The organism is Vibrio crassostreae (genome assembly GCF_041439375.1).
Classification (GTDB): Bacteria; Pseudomonadota; Gammaproteobacteria; order Enterobacterales; family Vibrionaceae; genus Vibrio; species Vibrio crassostreae_D.
Genome location: NZ_JBGONY010000007.1, coordinates 109,227 through 130,247 on the forward strand (window position 1 = coordinate 109,227; position 21,021 = coordinate 130,247).

Annotated in this window: 17 protein-coding genes and 1 pseudogene; 9 read left to right on the forward strand and 9 right to left on the reverse strand. The window is 42.9% G+C overall.

Annotated features, from left to right (window positions below; genetic code table 11):
• Positions 1 to 44 precede the first annotated feature (44 nt).
• Positions 45 to 1,337: a serine hydroxymethyltransferase gene (locus ACED45_RS05330; RefSeq protein WP_054546921.1), complete on the reverse strand. Its 1,293-nt coding sequence runs from the start codon at positions 1,335 to 1,337 to the stop codon at positions 45 to 47.
• Positions 1,338 to 1,777: 440 nt separating this feature from the next.
• On the opposite strand from ACED45_RS05330, the gene ACED45_RS05335 reads away from it, so the two are divergent.
• The 3 genes from ACED45_RS05335 (at position 1,778) to ACED45_RS05345 (ending at position 5,295) form a co-directional block, all read left to right on the forward strand.
• Positions 1,778 to 2,401 carry a helix-turn-helix domain-containing protein gene (locus tag ACED45_RS05335; protein ID WP_017064652.1) on the forward strand — a complete coding sequence of 208 codons (624 nt, stop codon included), beginning with the start codon at positions 1,778 to 1,780 and terminating at the stop codon, positions 2,399 to 2,401.
• Positions 2,402 to 2,847: 446 nt separating this feature from the next.
• Positions 2,848 to 3,981 carry a glycine cleavage system aminomethyltransferase GcvT gene (gcvT, locus tag ACED45_RS05340; RefSeq protein ID WP_371713455.1) on the forward strand — a complete coding sequence of 378 codons (1,134 nt, stop codon included), beginning with the start codon at positions 2,848 to 2,850 and terminating at the stop codon, positions 3,979 to 3,981.
• A gap of 252 nt (positions 3,982 to 4,233) precedes the next feature.
• Positions 4,234 to 5,295: a S1 family peptidase gene (locus tag ACED45_RS05345; protein WP_371713456.1), complete on the forward strand. Its 1,062-nt coding sequence runs from the start codon at positions 4,234 to 4,236 to the stop codon at positions 5,293 to 5,295.
• A gap of 115 nt (positions 5,296 to 5,410) precedes the next feature.
• Here the strand turns inward: ACED45_RS05345 and ACED45_RS05350 are convergent, their stop codons facing one another.
• On the reverse strand, positions 5,411 to 5,737 hold the full coding sequence (locus tag ACED45_RS05350; RefSeq protein ID WP_371713457.1) for a hypothetical protein: 327 nt from the start codon (positions 5,735 to 5,737) through the stop codon (positions 5,411 to 5,413).
• 201 nt (positions 5,738 to 5,938) lie between these two features.
• On the opposite strand from ACED45_RS05350, the gene ACED45_RS05355 reads away from it, so the two are divergent.
• A complete protein-coding gene (locus ACED45_RS05355) occupies positions 5,939 to 6,256 on the forward strand; it encodes a helix-turn-helix transcriptional regulator (RefSeq protein WP_256798264.1) in 318 nt (105 codons plus the stop codon).
• Between the two features lie 93 nt (positions 6,257 to 6,349).
• Here ACED45_RS05355 and arfB read toward each other — a convergent pair whose 3' ends face one another.
• On the reverse strand, positions 6,350 to 6,760 hold the full coding sequence (arfB, locus tag ACED45_RS05360) for an alternative ribosome rescue aminoacyl-tRNA hydrolase ArfB (protein WP_004730912.1): 411 nt from the start codon (positions 6,758 to 6,760) through the stop codon (positions 6,350 to 6,352).
• A gap of 87 nt (positions 6,761 to 6,847) precedes the next feature.
• Between arfB and ACED45_RS05365 the strand changes: the two genes are divergently transcribed.
• Positions 6,848 to 7,453 carry a beta-phosphoglucomutase family hydrolase gene (locus ACED45_RS05365; protein WP_371713458.1) on the forward strand — a complete coding sequence of 202 codons (606 nt, stop codon included), beginning with the start codon at positions 6,848 to 6,850 and terminating at the stop codon, positions 7,451 to 7,453.
• Between the two features lie 35 nt (positions 7,454 to 7,488).
• Here ACED45_RS05365 and ACED45_RS05370 read toward each other — a convergent pair whose 3' ends face one another.
• The 4 genes from ACED45_RS05370 to ACED45_RS05385 form a co-directional block, all read right to left on the reverse strand.
• Complete coding sequence (locus ACED45_RS05370) at positions 7,489 to 9,393, reverse strand: sensor domain-containing diguanylate cyclase (protein WP_371713459.1); 1,905 nt, start codon at positions 9,391 to 9,393, stop codon at positions 7,489 to 7,491.
• A gap of 236 nt (positions 9,394 to 9,629) precedes the next feature.
• Positions 9,630 to 11,378 carry a formate--tetrahydrofolate ligase gene (locus ACED45_RS05375; RefSeq protein WP_371713460.1) on the reverse strand — a complete coding sequence of 583 codons (1,749 nt, stop codon included), beginning with the start codon at positions 11,376 to 11,378 and terminating at the stop codon, positions 9,630 to 9,632.
• Positions 11,379 to 11,671: 293 nt separating this feature from the next.
• Positions 11,672 to 12,976 carry an inosine/guanosine kinase gene (locus tag ACED45_RS05380; RefSeq protein WP_371713461.1) on the reverse strand — a complete coding sequence of 435 codons (1,305 nt, stop codon included), beginning with the start codon at positions 12,974 to 12,976 and terminating at the stop codon, positions 11,672 to 11,674.
• A gap of 128 nt (positions 12,977 to 13,104) precedes the next feature.
• On the reverse strand, positions 13,105 to 13,581 hold the full coding sequence (locus ACED45_RS05385) for a CreA family protein (RefSeq protein ID WP_017059837.1): 477 nt from the start codon (positions 13,579 to 13,581) through the stop codon (positions 13,105 to 13,107).
• Positions 13,582 to 13,829: 248 nt separating this feature from the next.
• On the opposite strand from ACED45_RS05385, the gene ACED45_RS05390 reads away from it, so the two are divergent.
• The 3 genes and pseudogenes from ACED45_RS05390 to ACED45_RS05400 all read left to right on the forward strand — a co-directional run bounded on the left by ACED45_RS05390 (position 13,830) and on the right by ACED45_RS05400 (position 17,223).
• A complete protein-coding gene (locus ACED45_RS05390; RefSeq protein ID WP_371713462.1) occupies positions 13,830 to 14,324 on the forward strand; it encodes a hypothetical protein in 495 nt (164 codons plus the stop codon).
• A 60-nt stretch (positions 14,325 to 14,384) separates the two neighbouring features.
• Positions 14,385 to 16,192, forward strand: a pseudogene (locus tag ACED45_RS05395) (HD domain-containing phosphohydrolase).
• Positions 16,193 to 16,497: 305 nt separating this feature from the next.
• Positions 16,498 to 17,223 carry an HAD-IA family hydrolase gene (locus ACED45_RS05400; RefSeq protein ID WP_048660219.1) on the forward strand — a complete coding sequence of 242 codons (726 nt, stop codon included), beginning with the start codon at positions 16,498 to 16,500 and terminating at the stop codon, positions 17,221 to 17,223.
• Between the two features lie 406 nt (positions 17,224 to 17,629).
• Here the strand turns inward: ACED45_RS05400 and ACED45_RS05405 are convergent, their stop codons facing one another.
• Entirely contained in the window at positions 17,630 to 19,054 is a 1,425-nt protein-coding gene (locus tag ACED45_RS05405; protein ID WP_048662013.1) for a methyl-accepting chemotaxis protein, read from the reverse strand.
• A gap of 148 nt (positions 19,055 to 19,202) precedes the next feature.
• Positions 19,203 to 20,426, reverse strand: a complete 1,224-nt coding sequence (locus tag ACED45_RS05410) for an aromatic amino acid transport family protein (protein WP_371713463.1) — start codon at positions 20,424 to 20,426, stop codon at positions 19,203 to 19,205.
• Between the two features lie 447 nt (positions 20,427 to 20,873).
• Between ACED45_RS05410 and ACED45_RS05415 the strand changes: the two genes are divergently transcribed.
• Positions 20,874 to 21,002, forward strand: a complete 129-nt coding sequence (locus ACED45_RS05415; protein ID WP_269460863.1) for a hypothetical protein — start codon at positions 20,874 to 20,876, stop codon at positions 21,000 to 21,002.
• Positions 21,003 to 21,021 lie beyond the last annotated feature (19 nt).

A 21,021-nucleotide genomic window follows, 5' to 3' on the forward strand; every position in this document is an offset into this window, starting at 1 on the left:
TCTCCAAAAATTTATGAGGTTTTAATTTAAATCTTAAAAACGGTTTAACGGTAAAGAGGGAAGCGTTTGCAAAGCTCTTTAACTTGCTTGCGAACACGTTGCTCAACTTCAGCGTTGCCTTCAGGGCTTTCAACTAAGCCATCAAGTACATCGCCGATCCATTCACCGATAAGTTTGAATTCTTCAGTGCCAAAACCACGACTGGTTCCAGCTGGCGTACCCAAGCGGATACCAGAAGTAATCATAGGCTTCTCTGTATCGAATGGTATGCCATTTTTGTTACATGTGATCCCTGCACGCTCTAATGCTTCTTCAGTTACGTTACCTTTCAAGCCTTTAGGGCGAAGGTCAACCAGCATTAGGTGCGTGTCTGTTCCGCCAGTCACAATGTCACAACCGCGAGTTTGCAACACTTCAGCAAGAACTTTTGCGTTGTCGATCACTGAATCAATATAAGTATTAAATTCTGGGCCAAGTGCTTCGCCAAACGCCACTGCTTTAGCCGCGATAACGTGCATTAGTGGGCCGCCTTGTAGGCCAGGGAACACTGCAGAGTTGATCTTTTTGTTGATGTCTTCGTGGTTCGTAAGAATCATACCGCCGCGTGGGCCACGAAGTGTTTTGTGCGTTGTTGTTGTAACAACGTGTGCGTGTGGTAGTGGGCTAGGGTGAGCACCTGTCGCGATAAGACCCGCGATGTGTGCCATATCGACCATAAGGATAGCGCCAACTTCGTCAGCGATTTCACGGAACTTAGCGAAATCAATAACGCGTGGGATAGCACTACCACCAGCAATAATCATTTTAGGTTGGCTTTCGATAGCTAAAGCGCGAACCGCTTCGTAATCGATTTCTAGAGTGTCGCGGTCTACGCCGTATTGAACTGCGTTGAACCACTTACCAGACATTGCAGGACGTGCACCGTGTGTAAGGTGGCCACCAGCGTCTAGAGACATGCCTAGGATAGTGTCGCCAGGTTGAAGCAGGGCAAGTTTAACTGCGCCGTTTGCTTGAGCGCCTGAGTGAGGTTGTACGTTTACGTATTCACATTTGAACAGCTGTTTAGCACGCTCAATCGCGATAGCTTCAACGGTATCTACGTGCTCACAACCACCGTAGTAGCGACGGCCTGGGTAGCCTTCTGCGTATTTGTTGGTTAGGCAAGTGCCTTGAGCTTGCATTACTGCTTTAGAAACGATGTTCTCAGAAGCAATAAGTTCGATTTGTTCATTTTGACGAGTATTCTCTGCTTGGATGCCAGCAAATACTGCATCGTCAGTACCAGATAGGTTCGTAGTGAAAAAACTGTCTAAGCTATGGTTTTGGTAAGCGTTCATTGTCGAGACCTTTCATTAAGCTAATGGTGATTGTTTTTATAGTCCATTAGGTCTTACGTTGATTTCTGCATCGGAATCGTTTGCGCTATATAGGTATAAATAAACGTGAATTGCGTTATAAATATACTCTTACAGCGTCTAAGCGATCGTTGTAGGGTCAATGCAGCACGAATTGTTTCCCAAAAAGTTCGGGTAAAAACAGCTCTTACAAATGTTAAATCTATCATTTGCTGCAAGCTGAAGTAGCATCTCTTCATCTAACAAGTCGATAACATAGCTCCGATAAAATCAATTTTCAACAAAAATTTCCAATAGGAAACAACTTTTCTTGTTTTGCTACGGGGAGCACGCTTTATTTCTCTGTGTGCTCTTTAATCAACAAAGCGCTTCATGCAACAATGAAATTAATAGACAGGAAGCAAGAAATTAATGAGGGACCTATGTCAGAAGACATTTATGATGAGTACCCATCTTTAACGTTGGCGAAGGAAACGTTAGACCAGAATATTGAACCACTTAGGCTTGGCCAGCGCATTAAAGATATCCGCGGCAAGCTTGGGATTACGCTAGAAGAAGCAAGTCAAAGAACAGGTTTAGCGCGTTCTACGCTCAGCAAAATTGAGAACGAACAAATCTCGCCAACCTTTCAGGCTATGCAAAAACTCGCGATGGGCTTGCAAATTGACATGCCTCAACTCTTTGAACCACCGAGGAAAAAAGTTGCAACGGGACGTCGTGACTTAACCAAAGCGGGGCAAGGGAAGCCACACCCAACACCGACTTACGAACATGAGTTGCTTGCCACAGAGCTTTCTAATAAGAAGATGATGCCGTTTAAGAGCCGCGTGCGAGCACGTACTTTTGAAGAGTATAATGATTGGGTTCGCCACGACGGGGAAGAGTTCTTAATGATCATATCTGGCGACGTGATGTTCTACTCAGAATTCTACGAACCTGTGCCAATGAGCGAAGGCGATAGCATGTATTATGATGCCAATATGGGCCATATGCTGATTTCCACCAGTACAGAAGATGCACTCATTTTGTGGGTGACTGCAAAATAAGTTAACAAACTTAGTATTTCTTATAGTGAATGCAAACGTTTGCTTTTGTTTCGAACGTTAGCCAATAGATGCGATATTGATGTGAAAATCATCAATATCGCGTTTTTGTATGTATCTATAACTTGTTTTTAAATTGTTAAATGTCACATTTTGAGCTGTTTTAATCTTGTTAAGGGTGTAAAACTCACTCAGGCTTGTTTATTATAGTGAACACGGTTTACTCATGTTGATTGAAGTTTACTGAAGTGAATTCTTAGAAAGTGAGTTGTATGGAATTTGTACAGCTATTCATATTTATAAAGCAACAATATAAGCCTATATAAAAGACAACACTTTTTACTATCTACTGTTTCTAATGTTAATCCGTATCGTTAGAAGCGACTCTAAATAGAGATATAAGCGGCAGACTCGGTTTGGAAAGCCTGCAACGCTTCATGGAGAAGAAAATGACTCAAGAACACGCTAATCAAGACCTATTAACAACACCACTGCATGCACTTCACGTTGAAGAGGGTGCAAAAATGGTTCCTTTCGCTGGCTACGATATGCCAGTTCAGTATCCACTAGGTGTTAAAAAAGAGCACCTACACACTCGTGATGCTGCCGGTCTTTTTGATGTTTCTCACATGGGGCAACTTCGTCTTCATGGAGCGAACGCCGCTGCTGTCTTAGAATCTTTGGTTCCTGTAGATATTATTGACCTTCCTTCTGGTAAGCAGCGCTATGCGTTCTTTACTAACGAGCAGGGCGGCATTATGGATGACCTGATGGTTGCTAACCTAGGCGATCACCTGTTTGTTGTTGTGAATGCAGCATGTAAGACACAAGATATCGACCATCTAACTGCTCACCTCCCAGCTGATGTAGAGATGGAAGTGATTGATGATCGCGCTCTGTTAGCGCTTCAAGGCCCTAAAGCGTCTGAAGTTTTAGCTCGTTTCCAACCAAGTGTTGCAGACATGCTGTTCATGGACGTTCAAAAAGTCGATATCGACGGCGTAGAGTGCATCGTAAGCCGCAGTGGTTACACGGGTGAAGATGGCTACGAGATCTCTGTACCGAACGATCATGCTGAAGTTCTAGCGCGTAAGCTGACTTCAGAAACTGAAGTTGAGTGGATTGGCCTTGGTGCTCGTGACTCACTTCGTCTAGAGTGTGGTCTATGTTTATACGGTCACGATCTAGACACAACGACAACACCAGTAGAAGCTAGCCTTCTATGGGGTATTCAAAAAGTTCGTCGTACTGACGGTGAGCGTGCAGGCGGTTTCCCAGGCGCTGATATCATCCTTGAGCAAATCGCAACGAAAGATGTTCAACGTAAGCGTGTTGGTCTAGTTGGTCAAACTAAAGCACCAGTACGTGAAGGTGCTGAATTGTTCGATGCTGAAGACAACAAGATTGGTGTTGTAACGAGCGGTACTGCGGGCCCTAACGCAGGCAAGCCAGTTTCTATGGCGTACGTGCGTACAGACCTAGCAGCAATTGGCACTGAAGTATTCGCTGACGTTCGTGGCAAGAAGCTACCAATGACAGTAGAAAAAATGCCTTTCGTACCTCAACGTTACTACCGTGGCTAATCTCTTTTAAGAGAAACCACTAAGTTAAATTAAAGCCTATTGTTTGCTTCTCTGTATTTGAGGGGGTTAACGGTAGGCTTTTTTGTTTTTCGCAGAGTATAAAACTTAGGATGATTGGCTAAGATAAGTTGTTTATAAAATGAGAGGTGTGGCCATATCGTTACAAATACTTACTATACTCAGGGTTATGCCGTGTTATGGTGCCACATATCATTTTTATAAATAAGTCGTAGTGGTTACAAGGAGTTGACTATGAATGTGAACTATACAGTGAGTCCGGTTCGTAAAGCCGTTTTAGTGCTATTGACACCGTTCATTTATACATCTAGTGTATTGGCGACGGAAAACACGGTCGAAAGTACTCCTGATGTTGGTGTCACTCCTTATATCGTGAATGGTAGCAATGCTTCGGTCATTGAGTTTCCTTCGATAGCAAGCTTGTTCATTGATCGTAGTGGTTATGATGGTGTTTACTCAACAGACCCTTACTGTGGAGCGACTATTCTTAACCCAACCCATATTTTAACGGCAGCGCACTGTATCTATGGTGACGAGAATGCTCAGCTTTTTACTACGGTTGTTCCCCAACTAGAGAATACGTCTGAATTTCCGAATGGTAATATTCAGAAAGTTCGAGTGGCAGAGGTTTATTATCGCAGTGATTATTCGAATAGTTTAAGTAAGTTATTACCAAATGACGTTGCTATTTTAAAGCTTGAAACATCACTCAATATCGGTGCGAACATAATTCCTCCTTCCTCTGAACTTTATAGAAGCTCTAGTAGTCAATTTGTCGCTGTTGGTCATGGAGATACGGCAACAGGTCAAGATACGACTAACCGTCTTCAAAAAGTTGACCTCACATATGTTGAAAACAATGTTTGTGCAGGTGTGTTTACCGATGGTGTATCGTTAACGCAAAAACAAATATGTTTTAGTGGTGCTCAGGGAGCCTCAAATTTGTATGGTGGTACTTGTCAGGGTGATTCTGGTGGGCCGGTATATTGGTGGGATGGTTCTGCCTACCAACAAGTTGGGATTACCAGTTTTGGTCCAACAGTTTGTGGTGGTAGCTCTAGTGTGACATCGGTATTCACTGAAATCTATGACTACAGAGATTGGATTACAGATGTAGCTAATGGTGTAATTAGTAGTTCTGAAACGGTTCGAATTTCTGCAACAGATGCTAAGCGAACGGCTTATGTGAATGCACGAACTTCATCTGGCTCTGGTGGCAGCGGGGGCAGTGTATCATTTGGTTTGTTAGGTGCGTTGATGTTACTAGGTGGGTTTAGACGAGCGATATCTCGTTAGATTCTTCATGTTAGTTAAACAAACGGCCAGTCATTCAACTATGACTAGCCGTTTTTGTTTTGTTCTATTCGTTTAAGCCGTTGAGAGTTTGGTGCTACTCGTTGATATTAATAGACTAGACGCACAAACCAGAGGACACTCTTCTACTGTACCTTTCTAGAATTTCATCCATCTCTTTTATTGCATCGTTGATGTCTTTAATACCGCCTTGCGCGACATATTTTTCATTTTGGTTCAACGCAGAAAAAGCCTGTCTTAATTCCTTGTCTTCCAACATGTTCCCGTGCAACAACACTTCTTTGTAAGTGAGTAGCCTATGCTGTACCGCGATAATTTGATTGCGGGTATTTTCTGATTCTAATGCGTGCTTTATGCAAGGAAATGCCAATGTATAGCGATTCGCAATTTCCAATTTGACGTTTTCATTATTCGCAATTTGCAATTTTTCTTATTTCCCAACACTTGAATATTCAAGTTTACTAGCCTGTACGCTCACGACCGATCTAAGTGTCAAAGTTTATGAAACGTAACGTTTTTTAATAATCGAATAATATGCCTTTAATGGCGTATGTAAACCGTTGCGAGTCAATATGGTCTGCTTCTTGCTGAAATTAGGTCATAACTGTCTATTGAGGATAAGCTTATGTCACAAGAACCCATAATCATGGCGCTGATTGATCGCAGGAAACTCGCTAATTTGTCCCAGGAAAAATTAGCCTCAAGCGCGGGAATGAGTTTAAAAACCTATCAACGAATCGAGCGTGGTGAAGCTGATATCAAAATGTCGCAGTATCGTTCTATCACCAGAACTTTAAAAGTGACGGATTTGGATGTCGTGCTTGATATTGTTGGTGCATCACAAGCGACGGCGGAAGACGTAGCAGCGGTCAGTCGTTTACTGACCAGCGAAGAGAGAATGCTGTTGATCAAATTGATTCTGTCGGTCAAAAAGAAGCAGTAGAGTTTTGTTCTAATAGGTATCGTCTTTTCTCTAAATAAATAGAGTTAGAACGGTTGTTTCATGGGTGATGTGTTCACTGATGACATGAAACAATTATTCTACTCTTCCGCGCAGTTGCTTGGTGGTGCTTCTTTGTTTCTTCCCTTCTAAACGTCTTTTCTGAGAGCCACGCGTCGGCTTAGTTGCTCGTCTCACTTTTTGAACTTTTGTTGCTTCCAAGATAAGTTCTTTCAAACGCACCAAAGCATCATCACGGTTTTGTTCTTGAGTTCTATACTGCTGGGCCTTAATGATAATCACGCCATCTTTAGTGATGCGGCTATCTTTGTGTGCAAGCAGTTTCTCTTTATAGAAATCTGGCAGGGTGGAGTGCTTGATGTCAAAACGCAAATGTATCGCACTTGATACTTTATTGACGTTCTGACCGCCGGCTCCTTGTGCTCTGATCGCAGTTAACTGGAGTTCCCAGTCTTGAATCGAAACAGAGTTAGATATTTGTAACATAAACATCCATTTTGAATGGTAATATGGGGTCATGATACTGAATATTGGTTATGGTATCAGTAACTTTCTCAAAGAGTGGTAGTAGTGATGAAAATAGATTTAACGGCATATGATGGATTAATCTTTGATATGGATGGTACGTTGATCGATACAATGCCAGCACATGTAAAGGCGTGGCAACAAACAGCTGAAGAATTCGGTTTTCATTTCGAAGCGTCTTGGCTACACAGTTTAGGTGGAATGCCGAGTTATAAGATAGCCGGTGAGGTGAACAGTAAATACGGCTTATCGCTCGATCCACAAGCTGTTTCAGCGTTTAAGATGGCATCATTTGCCGCTATTGAAGATAAAGGCGATATCATCCCGTGTACTCATTCTCTACTGTTAGAGAATCTAGGAAGTAAGAAGATAGCAGTCGGGACGGGTAGCCAACGTAAAAGTGCGGAGCAGCTATTGGATAAAACAGATATCCTGAATAAGCTCGATATCCTAGTGACAGCAACAGACGTTAAGAACCACAAACCAAATCCAGATACTTTCTTAGATGCGTGTTTTGGTATGGGATTACAACCAAGGCAGTGTGTTGTGTTTGAAGATACTAATCTTGGTAAGCAAGCCGCTCATGCCGCGAAGATGGATTGTGTTCTTGTAGTTGAGGGGAACAAGTTAGAATTTTATCCAGCTCCAAGCTGATCGGTTGCCTAGCAAGGGGATGCCATTGTCTTTTGCTAGGCTATTTCGCTCATCTCTTTGTCTAGGAATAAGCATACGTTGTTTCTACCTGCCGCTTTAGCTTCGTATAACGCTAAATCGGCGCACTTGTAATTAAGTGCTGGATCATTTGTTACGTTAGTAATCCCACCGCTCACGGTGACCACGTTGTCGAGTTCAAGGCTGACAGCGACTCTCAGCCTATTTAGAACGTATTCAGCTTCTTCTGTTGTTGTGTGAGGTAGAATCACGCCAAACTCTTCACCACCAATGCGAGCGACGAAATCAGTTTCACGGCATTCACGTTGAAGTACTTGAGCAACTGTTTGAATGACTCGATCACCATAATCATGCCCAAACCTGTCGTTTATGCGTTTGAAATAGTCAATATCCAAGATGGCTAAACAAGATTGTTCGCGAGTAGGGTAACGATTAACACGAGAACACTCATCTCGAAGTTCAAGGTCAAATTTTCTTCGATTCCAGCAACCAGCTAATGCGTCTTTTTCACTTAGATTTCTGAGCTTTTTTTCGAGTTCTTTGTGTTTACTAATATCGACAAAAGAAGCGACGTAAAACTGAATCACATCTTTCGAATCTTTGATGGTTTGGATTCGTAGTATTTCAGTGATCAAAGACCCGTCTTTACGGCGATTGACCACTTCACCTTCCCAAACTCCCGTCTTAGTGATAATGCTCCACATCTTGATGTAGAACTCTTGATTGTAGCGACCAGAGGCAAACATCGAAGGCTGACGTCCTTTTACATCTTCCAAATCGTAACCACTCACGCGAGTAAACTCTTGGTTTACTTTGATGATTCGGTTATTTCGGTCAGTAATTACCAAGGCTGACATGCCATTCATCGCGGCTTTAGCCAGTTGGCTATCGATGCTGTTCTTTTTGTGGTTACTGTTCCAAAGCACAAAACCAGCCGAAATCATCGAAATTAAGAAAGATAAGGTAATGATCTGCACGAATATGGCTTGTTTTTCTTGTCGGTATTGGCTGCTAAATTGTTGGTTTTCAACATGAAGAACCAAATAAATTGGTCCTTTAAATTGCTTTATTTTAGGGCTGATATCTGAGTGAAAATACCAGTTTTTACCATCAAAGTAGCTAGAAGAGGTATTTTCTTGAATGGCTTTCCAAAGCTCTGGGTAAAGCTTCGCATAGGTTTTATCTGAACGAGATTCAATAAGATGCCCAAACGATTCTTCGATATCAGGGCCCATGATGACATGTCCGGTTCTGTTAAGAATGACAGGGACGGCTGATGATGTACCGATTTGATAAAGAAGGCGGTCGTAGACCTCGAGCATATTAAGGTTAGCAATAAAGTAGCCAATAATACGATCTTCTGAGGCGACGGGTGTCATTATCCTTAGGGCTGGCATCAAAGGGTGGACGACTTCACCATTCTCAATCTCTAAATCGATACCGTTGGAGCTTACTTCTCCAATCTTCAGTCGGTGGAGATCTTTAAAGTAGCTACGAGCTGATTTGTTCTGCAGTTTATTCTCAGGAACTATTGTCGCTTTATTGTTGTTGTAGTTGATACGGTAAACCTCGTTACCTTCTAGGTCGAGGTAGCGAAGTTGAGAATAGTATTGTTGTCCGCGAGCTAACATCACCCACAGATCTTGCAGAGCTTGTTTATGAACAATTGATGGTTCTTCAATTGCTCGAAGTAACGTTTGAGAGTCTGCGATAGAAGGAACAGAATTAGATATTTGCTCAACAATAACGGCCAGTTCGTGAAAACTGTATTCGATTTGGTTTTGGCTAGACTGCTTAATATTTAGAGTATGCTGAGCATCAATTCTGTCAAGTTCAGAATTGATGTAGAGGGCAGGGACTAATCCTAGGGCAAATATGGTGCATAGAAATTGGCTGACTAGTTTTTTTATACTCGTATTCATCACTGTCCTCAAAGAATCAGCGCAATACTATATATTTTATGGGGTTTTTAATGTGATCTTAACCCAGAACTTAAAACAAGATTTGCATATAACTACGATTTTACTGCAACTTTTTGCATTTAAGCTTGATTGTTGAGCAATCACTTCGTTAGGAAATGATTGCTCAATATAGAACGCCGCTCTGAAACTTGAGCCCATTAATCGCGACTAATTGCCGTTTATCTAGCTAAGGACACCTAACTTAGGCCGATAATATTTCCATTGCTATCAATATCTAATGACATGAAAGCCGGTTTATCAGGTAAACCTGGCATGGTCATTACGTTGCCGCACAAAGCGTAGATGAAGCCGGCACCAGCACACAGTTTTAACTCTCTAACGGGTACGTCAAACTGAGTGGGTGCACCCTTTATCTGAGCTTCTGTTGAAATCGATAATGGCGTTTTTGCCAAACAAACCGATAGGTCGCCATAGCCGTGTTGGTTGAACTCAGTCAGTTGTTTTCTTGCCAGTGGTGATAGTGAAATACTGGCTGCGCCGTATCCGACTTCAGCGACTGCCATCAGTTTCTCTTCTAAGCTTTGCTCAGAGTAGTACAAAGGCTTAAATTTACTCTCTGTTTGGCATGCTTTTACCACGGCGTGAGCCAACTGAATTGCACCTTCGCCACCTTGACCAAAAGCTTCACTTACTTCAACGCTAACGCTTGGGTCGAAGTCGGTGATCATCTGTTTCAAAGCATCGAGCTCTTGAGTTGAGTCTTGTGGGAATCGGTTAATCGCAACAACTGTGGGCACTTGGTATTGCTTAACGTTGTTGATGTGCCATTTAAGGTTCTCAAACCCAGCAACAAGCGCGTCTTGGTCATCATTAAAGATTGAATCAGGTAATGGAGTACCCGGTCTCAAATCGTACAAACCAGAGTTGGCTTTTAATCCGCGTAATGTTGCGACAACTACGGCGCAATCGGGCTTCTTGTTCGATGCTTTCACTTTTATGTTACACGCTTTCTCAAAGCCCATGTCTGAACCGAAACCACCTTCAGTTACCACAAAGTCACTCAGTTTTAACGCTATCTTATCGGCAATAATTGAAGAGTTACCATGTGCGATGTTCGCGAAAGGCCCCGCGTGTATTAGGGTAGGAACGCCTTCAAGGGCTTGCATCAATGTTGGTTCAATAGAGTCCTTCATCGTTACTGTCATAGCGCCCGCGACGTTAAAGTCTTCTGCGGTTAATGGCGAACCTTGATTGTTGTATGCGAGTACCACACGGCCGATGCGCTTGCGTAGGTCTTGTAGATCATCGGCAAGAGCGAGAATAGCCATCAGCTCTGAAGCGGCTGAGATATCAAAACCATCTTCCCGTTCAAGGCCATTAATTGTTTTGTCTGCTTCGTTCTTGCCTACTGTGATCATGCGTAATGCACGGTCATTATGGTCCAGTACACGTCGCCAAACGATTCTACTAGGATCAATGTTGAGCGCTTTTAAGCCAGAACGTGCTTCAAAGGCTTCTAACCCTTCACGGTGTTCATGATATAAGCGTGCATCAATGGCTGCAGAAGCGAGGTTATGAGCGGCCGTCACGGCATGAATGTCGCCAGTGAGGTGAAGGTTTAATTGCTCCATAGGGGCGACTTGAGAGTAACCACCGCCCGCTGCGCCGCCTTTTACACCAAATACTGGGCCCATTGAAGGCTGGCGAATGCAGGCCATCGCAGATTGGTTAATCTTAGCCAGGCCTTGTGCTAATCCAATAGTAGTGACGGTTTTGCCTTCGCCAAGAGGCGTTGGTGTGATAGCGGTCACCACGACCAATTTACCATCTTGTTGGTTGGCGAGGCGTTCAAGTGATGTCAGAGACACTTTAGATTTGTATTGCCCTAATGGCTGATGTTCGTTGTGTTGCAGGCCAGCTTGTTTGGCAACTTCACTGATGTTTTTAAGGGGAGTAGAGCGACAAATATCAATATCAGATAGCATATTTGATCCTTATATCAGAACCGAAAGGTGGTACGTAAACGTTTGCGTGGCGATGGTACTGTATAAATTTGCCAAGTAAAGGCAAACCACACGAATTATGTGCTGGAAGATAACAGATCTAAAGAGTCATTGCGCGAGATCAAATCTTAAACGAGCAAAATATTCGATCTGACTGCCTTCAGCTGCAGTTATATTAGTGCTGAATACAAAAAGGGCTGCATATAGCAGCCCTTCAGGAATGGATAATCTAGCTGGTCATTAACCTCAATGAGTTAACAACCTGGCATGGTTGATTAACGATCCCAGTATGTTTCTTCTAAGCTATCTTCGCGTTCAGGCAGCGCACGAGAAAGGCGAGGAGAGTGCTGAGTCAAAACCTCATAGCTTACACGGTTTGCGTATTTACAAATTTGAGACAGTGAAGAGTAAGTTAGACAAGCGTGTTCGTGCTTCTCAGAGTTCGGCACGTTAACGTGATGGTAGCTGTTTGCTGCCATGTCATGTAGCAGTGCTGAAAGTGCACCATCACCAGCACCGTTGGTGTTCTTAATCTCAAGTGGGCCGCCCAAGTAAGGGCCAATGTGAGAGTACACTTTTACTGGGCCTTTACAGTCTTGCTTACGCATCGCACGGCTGAATTCGTATTTGTTAAATTCAGGAATGTTACCCGGCAGTAACGGAAGCGTTGTTTCGCGTTTCGCTGGTTCGTCAGTGTAGCCTGCCATGTATAAGCCGACAGGGCCTGCAGTGCAGAGAACTAGGTCAACCCACTCAAGAGCTTTGTTCGCAGCCAATAGCGGATCTTTTTCACCCGTTAATGCTTCACCTTCGTCTTCGTTCATCGCGACGATGGTTACGTTGTCTTTCAGGTATTCTTGCCACCATTCAGCGTTACCTTCGATCACATATTTAGTACCAAGCGTAAGTACAACAGGCACATTGTGTGCTTTCGCATATTCAATCGCTTTTTGTACCGCTTTTGGCATCGGATCTTCAGGTTTGCCACGCATTAAGTATGACGACACAACCAATGCAGAAGCTTTCTCGAACACTTTTTCAGGAATGCTTTCTGGAAGTAGTTGGTTCATGTGGCCTTCATTGATTGCAAACGTACGTTCGCCATCTTCAGAAATCAGCGTGTAGCAGCGACCAATTGGACCATCAACAGTTTGAAGGTGGTTTAGATTCATACGAGAAGAAGTACGGCACAGATAACGGTAGCCGAATGAGCCAACTTCAATCTTCTTAGACATAACGCCAAGCAGTACAGATTTGCTGTCTGCAAGTACAGAATAGTTGTGCAGTGTGTTGCCGATAGTATCGCCAGGGTATTGATGCGTGATCAAACCGCGCGCAACTAACTCTTCATACAGCGCATCTGCTTTACTTTCTTCCAATACCAGTGAGTGACCTTTACTCAGCTCGTATTTTTCTAGGAACTCGTTGTCAACACGGGCCTCGATATCAACAATCGTTTGGCCAACACCGACAATCGTTGCGCGGTGAAGCTTAGGTGTTTGTTGAATTTGGTTGACCAACGGATCACGTGCGTGAGTTGGAAAGTAGTGCTTAGATTTACGCTGTCCAGGAAACTTCATATGAAAAATACAGTGAAAAAATTTTGCCGCATGATATCACATTTTGTTTCTGTTTCTTTCATTTTTATTACATTTTGAATCACCTGCACAATGTCTGTACAGGTGAATCGTCTTACTTTGGCTTGAAGCTATTCCGCTGGAACAAGTGTTGCTGGATCTACGTAAGCCTCTGTACCCCAAAGCGGAACGGTTGAAAGGCTATGCTTGAAACTGCCTTCCGTTTCTTTGGTGGTGTAAGACAAGTAAAGCAGCGACTGATTCTCTGCATCGTAGATACGACGAACCTTCATTGTTTTAAAGAAGATACTTTTCGATTGCTTGAATACCACTTCGCCAGACTTACTCTTGTCTATTTGAGCAATCATTTCTGGTGTGATTTCACCTGTTTGACGACAAGAGATAGAGCTATCACTTGGATCTGAAAGGCTAAGGTTTGCTTCGATTGATGCGATATGACAGGTAACACCTGCGATCTTATCGTCATCTAATGAAGACATCTTGATATCCTTCATTGTGAAGAAACCCAGTGAGACGTCGCCAACCTCGTTGTCCGAACAGCCAGCTAACATTGTGACGATACCTGCTGCTATTAAGGCTTTTTTCATAAGAAGTCCTTTTTATTTATATAGTTCTGTTTACTATAAGGATATTGAAAGCTTGAATACGAGTGTAGAGCTTTTCGTTAAGTTCTTAAAGGATGTTGTTGGATAATGAAAAATATGAAGCATTTAAAGTACTTGTTGGCCTTGGTCATGCTCTGTATGCTCTCTGCTTGTAGCTCGGCACCTCAGCCGACCCTATGTCTTCCAAATAACTGCGATATTTGGGGATACTAACCGTAGGTACTAAAAGAATGAATAACGAAATACCTGAAATTGTACATAAGAAAAATCAGTGGCTTTTTAGTCAGCTCGACATTGCTTACCCCGCAAAAGAGAGCCTCCTCGGCCGTGAACTTTATCAAAGCAAACTCCCATCCAAGAAATACCAACTCCTCGCTCACGATCAAACTCCTTCCCAAATTGATGAACTGCATAAAGTTGATTTCCATAAATTGACCGTACTATTCTCACTTAACCAAGCAAGCGTGTACCAAGATGAAGCCGAAAGGGCACACATGCTTGAGTTCTTGAGCCAAATTATGCTGTCTGATGAACATGTTTTATACATCGGCACTCACAATGGCGAAGTTGTTGCGAGTGCGATCATTACAGAGTTAGAGGATTCTCTATTGATATCGGACGTTGTTGCTGGAAATGGTCAAAGTATCAACGACTTTGCTAAGCAGTTACACGATTTTTGGGCACAAGATCATGCTTCTTGCGATAAAGTGTGGATCGAGAACTAAAGATTCTTTGAGAAAGCGTTAATCTAAGTACAATACCCCGTCTTATTTAAAGGGTATTGTATGTACAAGCTATTGATCTCAATCGCTGTATTGTGTATTAGCGCTTATTCTTCACTCAGTTTTGCTAACGACTGGGATATCAAACGTATCCTAGTTTTACACTCATACGAACCTTCTTACCAATGGACCGCTGATTTCCAAAAAGGGATCGACAGCGCGTTCAGCCAATCTAGAACCGAAGTTAAACTCTCGATCGAGTATTTGGATTCAAAGCGTATCCATAGCTCTGACTACTACGGTTCTCTCTCGAACTATTTGCAAATCAAATATGCAGGTTATGAATTTGACGGCGTGATTGCGACTGACGATAACGCAGCAAATTTCCTTGAATCGTTAGGTGCTTTAATTGACCGTTCTACTCCTGTAGTGGCGGTGGGAATCAATGACACCAGTACCGATATGTATGCAGTATCTGACAGAGCAACTGTGCTTTACGAGAACGACCAGATAGACGTTAATATTAAGCTGATCTCCAAATTAAGGCCTAATCTAAAGAACCTCTATTTTGTAAATGATTACAGTGTCACGTCTGAGTTAATTCACAAAGAAATGAACAAAATGATGGCTGAATTTCCAAATATCAACCTCATAGAAATTCGCGATTTGTCGCTGGAGCATACAAGCCAGTTTTTGGAAGGAATCTCTGCAGACGATGCGGTATTGCTCAGTCATTACAACACTGAGTTGAAACAAGGGGTTTACCACACTTACCAAGAGATTGCGGATACCTTGTCAAAAGCGAGTGCTGCACCAGTGTTCGCGTTGTGGCAGTTTTATATTTCGGGCGATGTTCTCGGTGGTTATGTGAATCACTCACAAAGCATGGGTGAGGAGGCAGTTGATGCGCTAGACAAATACCTTCCTCTCGGTTTTGCAGAACCGTTAACTCCCGGAGATAACAAACGTTTTGTATTCAACTACCCTGCAATGAAACGATACGGGATTAGTGCCAACGCATTACCTGATGAAGCGGTATTCATTAACGAACCTTCTTCCTTTATTCGCAAAAACTTCCAGTTGTTAATGGGGCTGTCGATGGTGATTGCGGGTTTGAGCCTGATCATCTTGATGCAATTTGTCACTCTGCGCCAAAAGAAAGAGTTGGCCAATAAGAACAAACGAATCTTAAAGCTTCAGAAACAGACCTTGAATATCCAAAAGGATATGATTCATGTTCTCGGCGAGGCGATTGAAACCCGCTCTGGCGAAACCGGTAATCACGTTAAGCGTGTAGCCAAGTTATCCTCATTGCTCGCTAAGTATCGTGGCTTGAGCCATCGCGAGGTCGAGATGATTGAGATCATCAGCCCGATGCACGATGTGGGTAAAATTCCGTCCCTGAATCGATCTTGGATAAACCTGGTAAATTAACCGACCAAGAGTGGGAGGTGATGAAGCTTCATACTACGGCTGGCTATAACTTACTGAAGAGCGGAGCGGGTGATATTACCAACCTCGCGGCAATCATTGCTAACGAACATCACGAGCGCTGGGATGGAACAGGATACCCGAATGGCAAAGTGGGAGATGAAATTCACCTGTTTGCTCGCATCACTGCCGTAGCCGACGTTTTTGATGCGCTGCTTAGTGCTCGATGCTACAAAGAACCGTGGCCGTTAGATATGGTAGTCGATTTTTTCGAGCGAGAGTGTGGCTACCAGTTTGATCCTCAGCTAACGAAATTGCTACTGAAACACTTACCCGAGTTTGTCGCTATTCGAGATTCGTATCCTGATACTGGAACTGTGGAATATGCGATTTCACGTTCGCTTGAAGCTAAGGTTTTTGAAGAGTCGGTTGTTAGCTAAGTCTCGGTCTATCTTAATCGTTTATACGTCTTGGTTTTTTTATCTAGTCATCACGATCCGGCTAGGAAGTGGTGATTTATATTTTCCCCTGAAATTGAGTCGCTTATGTAAACCTCGCAGTATTTGATTTCGTAGGATCTCGGTTAATTTGATGAAAACTGTTGCTTATGCTGGGCGATAAAGTGATCAACTCCATATTTCGCGAAGAGAAATAAGCCTGTATCCGCAAACTGTTACCTCAATCATCTCGCGCATTGAAAGAACACTATAGGATAAAACTTGGATTCAATCTTAGTGAGATACCTATGCGGTTAGAACAGACTAAATGTGTAATTTTCGATTGTGATGGAACACTTATCGACAGTGAAAAGCTGTGCTGCCAAGCTTTGGTAAACGTTTTCACTGGCTTTGGGGCGAAGTTGAACGTCAACGACTGTTATGCGCACTTCCAAGGTGGGAAGCTGGCCGACATCTTAATGGATACGCAAGCGCGTTTAGGCTTATCTATCTCAATTGATACACTAGAACCGTTATACCGGATCGAATTAGAAGCATTGTTTCAGCGTCATTTAAAGCCGATGGACGGCGCTATCGAACTTATTGAATTCCTCAAACAACAAGACATTGAGTTTTGTATCGCTTCCAATGCACCGAAATCTAGAGTTGAATCTTCATTGGCGATGACAGGCATGCTCGATGATTTTAAAGGTAAAGTGTTCTCAGCTTTTGATGCTAACAGTTGGAAGCCAGAACCTGATCTAATCATGTACACGGCCATGAATATGGGCTTTCTACCAAATGAGTGCATCTACGTGGATGATACGTTAAAAGGGATTGAGGCTGGTGTTCGTGCGGGTATCCAATCGTTTCGATTACGCCCGAGTATTGATGAAGCAATCGTAGATCCCGAAGCCGACTCATTAGAACTCGCGGCTCAGGATATCTACAGTTTAGAAGAAATTTCAGTTTGGATTAATGGCAAGCACTGCTCAAATGGTGGTATATCGAATTCTGCAGCTTTGGTGGGGTAGAGCCTAGTTGAAGACTGACTACCTTACTGAATTGTTTGGTATGGAAACCGCAAGATGCACAAGTAAACTTTTCTCCACTTTCTGAAAGCAGATACTCGTCATGTTGGCATAAAGGGCATGTAATGTCGTCGGTGTTTTGTGTTTCTGTTTTATTCATTATGTGTCACCTGCAGCAAGAGGGTAAGCGAAAAAAGACCCGTTCAATTAGATTACTCCTAAGCTCGAATATTAGACAGTTCTGACACTTCTTAATCTCTCCTTTGCGACTTGCTTCATGGTAATTGATAATGTCATCGTTATTGACCATGGTTCTTGTAATGTTATTAAACAAAAGTCAAAAAAAGGACCTATTACGAGTCCTCACTAGTTTATTTTCAATTCACGCCGCTAGTTAGCCTGCTGATCCTTAAGTGCGGTATCGCGCCAACGTCTGAGACAGAGAAACCGACGCTTCCGTTAGTCTAGATACACCATTTGACGAATTCTGAGCGACGTCTTTAATCACATCGGATTGGCTGCGAATATCGTTAAGTTCTGCTGCAATCGTATTGGCAACGTTGCTTTGTTCATCGGCTGATGTTGCAATCTGGATACTCATGTCCATCAGCGCTTGTGCAGAATCTGCAATCGAGTTTACGTCGTGACCAATGTTAGAAATCAGCTGGCTACTGGTTTGCGCCTGATCGACCGTTTGCTCTGTGATCTTTGCAATATTTTGACTCTCTTGTTGTAAGCGCTCAATCATCGCTTGGATCTCAACGGTAGCTGACTGAGTGCGACTTGCGAGTGTTCTTACTTCATCAGCAACAACAGCGAAACCACGACCTTGTTCGCCCGCACGAGCGGCTTCAATCGCAGCGTTCAAAGCCAGTAAGTTGGTTTGTTCTGAAATTGCGTTGATCGTCGTGATGACTTCGTTAATTTGGCTCGTGTTCACATTCAAGCTGGTCACAGAAGATGAGGTTTGTTCAATCAAAGAAGAAAGGGTGGTGATTTCTGAGATTGCTTGTTGAACCTTCGCGTGGCTGTCGTTGATCTGCTGTGCGTCTTGCTCTGTTTGCTCTGTTGAACGTGCAGAGATGTTAGACACTTCATTAGCAGATGCGGTCATCTGGTCCATTGCAGTAGCAACCGAATCTAGAGATGCGTTTTGGCTCATGATTTGTGTTTCGCTGCGCTTCATCTCTGTTTCGAAAGAAGCCGACGTTTCACTTAGGGTTGCTGCACTGTGGTTTACGTTGTTAACTAACTCACTGAGCGTGTCCATTGAACGGTCAAGAGCACAACCAATTGTGCCGAATTCGTCACGGCCAGGATGGAAGCCAAGGCGTGAAGTTAAGTCACCATCACCAATCTTTTGAGTGGTTGAATAAAGTACCCACAGCGCACCACCTAAGAAGGTCGCTACCCAGTAACAGAAAAGACCAAAAGGCACACACCATAAAAGACTGAGTAATAAAGTGTACAGTGCTTGCTGCTTTTGGTTTTGTGTATCGTTGTTTGAGACGGTAAGAGAGTAATAATTACCATCTTGTCCAATAGCCGTTGCGGTAACCGTGCCATTGTTCGAAATGATGGTCTCTTGAGGACGAGTTTGTTGGCTAACAGTACGAACAGAGGCAGGGGAATCTGACGCTGATAAAATACCTTTGAGTTGATACTCAACTTGCTGTTTTGCACTTGCGTCAATTTGTTCCATTTTATTGACGTAGTTGAGTCCAGCTAGGCTCGCCACAGCGGCGAAAAAGATTAAGAAAATGACCCAAAACTTATCGTTGATAGACATTTTAATAAACAGTTTGTCTATCGTTCGAAATTGTACTTCTTTCATAAAAACTCCACGGTAAATCCTTTACCGTGGACTCTAAATAACCGACCTCAATAAAAATGTGATATCAATCGACTAATTGTGAAAATTAATGATAGCAACATGTCATTTATGAGATCTCAATCAAGTATTTATATCCTGTATGGGTTTATTAGCCCAAAGACGGTAATAGGCCTACTGATATAAGGATTTGAATGGCAATGATAAATACGCCAATGCTACCCGCTAAAAATAACGCTTTGCTTCCACCCAACACCTGGTAAGTCGCTTCAGTACCATGAGATTTTACCGAGAAATCTGTGTAGCGAACTTTGTATACCATTACGGTAGGTAGAAGAATCGCCAGCACTGAAAGTGCAATCGCAGCATAACCCAACGCCATGATAAAACCTTGTGGGTAAAACAGGGCGAAGCCTAAAGGCGGTAAGAAGGTGATAACAGCGGTTTTAACGCGCTTTGCACTGCCTAGTTTTTTGCTTAACGAATCGCCCATGAATTCAAATAAGCCCAAGCTCACGCCAATAAAAGAAGTCAGCAGTGCAAGATCCGCGAATACACCGACGATGACGCTTAAGTTTGATTGATGAACGGTTTGCGATAGTGATACTAAAAGTGCCCCCAAGCTTGTATCGGACAACAATTGTTCTTGGCTAACCACACCCAAAGTAACACTCTGCCAGAAAACGTAGATAACTAATGGTAGGGCAGAGCCTGCAATCATAACCTTACGTAAAGAACGAACATCGCCGTCTAGGTATCGAACAATAGATGGGATACTGCCGTGGAAGCCAAAAGAAGTAAATACAACAGGAATCGCTGCAACAATCAAACCTTGCTGTAAAGGCATGCTTAATAGGTACTGAGATGTAATGTTTGGTGCTAGGAAGCTGAGTACTAGTACCATTGCAATCAGTTTGAGTCCGAATAAAACACGGTTAACTTTATCAACACTGTGAGTACCAATCGTAACAACGCCGGCAACTAATAGGGTAAATAGTAGTGTGGTGATTTGACCATTGAGTTCGATACCCGCGATATCCGAAATACGTTGGTTAAACTGCGCACCACCGCCCGCGATGTATGCAGCGCATAGCGCGTAAAATAGGAACATAACAGCGAAGCTCGCAATCCATTTACCTTTTGTTCCTAAAATGGTGTGAGCTAAAGTGTGTAGGGTTGCGTCAGATTCTGCAAATTGGTGAAGCTCTACCATTAATAGAGCCGTAAAGGCCATTAATGCCCATAAACCAAGCATCAAGAAAAGTGAAGTTGAAAAGCCAATGCCTGCAGAAGCAAGTGGAAGGGCGAGCATGCCAGCACCGATGGTTGTGCCTGCAATGATCAAAGTACTACCAAAAACCTTTGATTTATTCATTGTATATAATTCTTTACGTTAGGGTGTGTTTTGATTGTGATTCTTCTAGCTTAAGCGCATAAACCCAAAGAATATCTCGATTTTGAAGTATTCTGATTGAGTTTAATGCCAAATGCAATGCCTAATGTAATTAAAAATATCCACTGTAAATTTATACTTACACATAGAGGGTTTAACAGCATTGAACTGACCAAAGCAAACGTTTGACCATGATCGGCTTCAAAATTTGTAGAGTAATTTGTTGTACTTGGTGTAAGGTGGCAGTACATATGTCGTTCGCGTATACCCCTTTAGCGTAAACAAGCGCTAATGATCGCGAGTAGCTTCAAGCTATAAATATGGAATGGGTAGAGTAGAGTGCGTTCATCAAAGTGACATAATATAAGTCCAAGATGGTGCACTAGTTAATCGGACATCATGTCCGCATCAAGGAATAGAGGGGGCACTATGAGTGACCAATCTTTTAATGACGAAAGTCTTGAGTTGTTAGATGCTATGGAAATTGGCATCGATTTATCTGACTATGAACAGACGGTTAAACAATTAGCAGAAGAACTTTTTAAGTCTTCAAACTAGGCGTTACCTGAACTAAAGG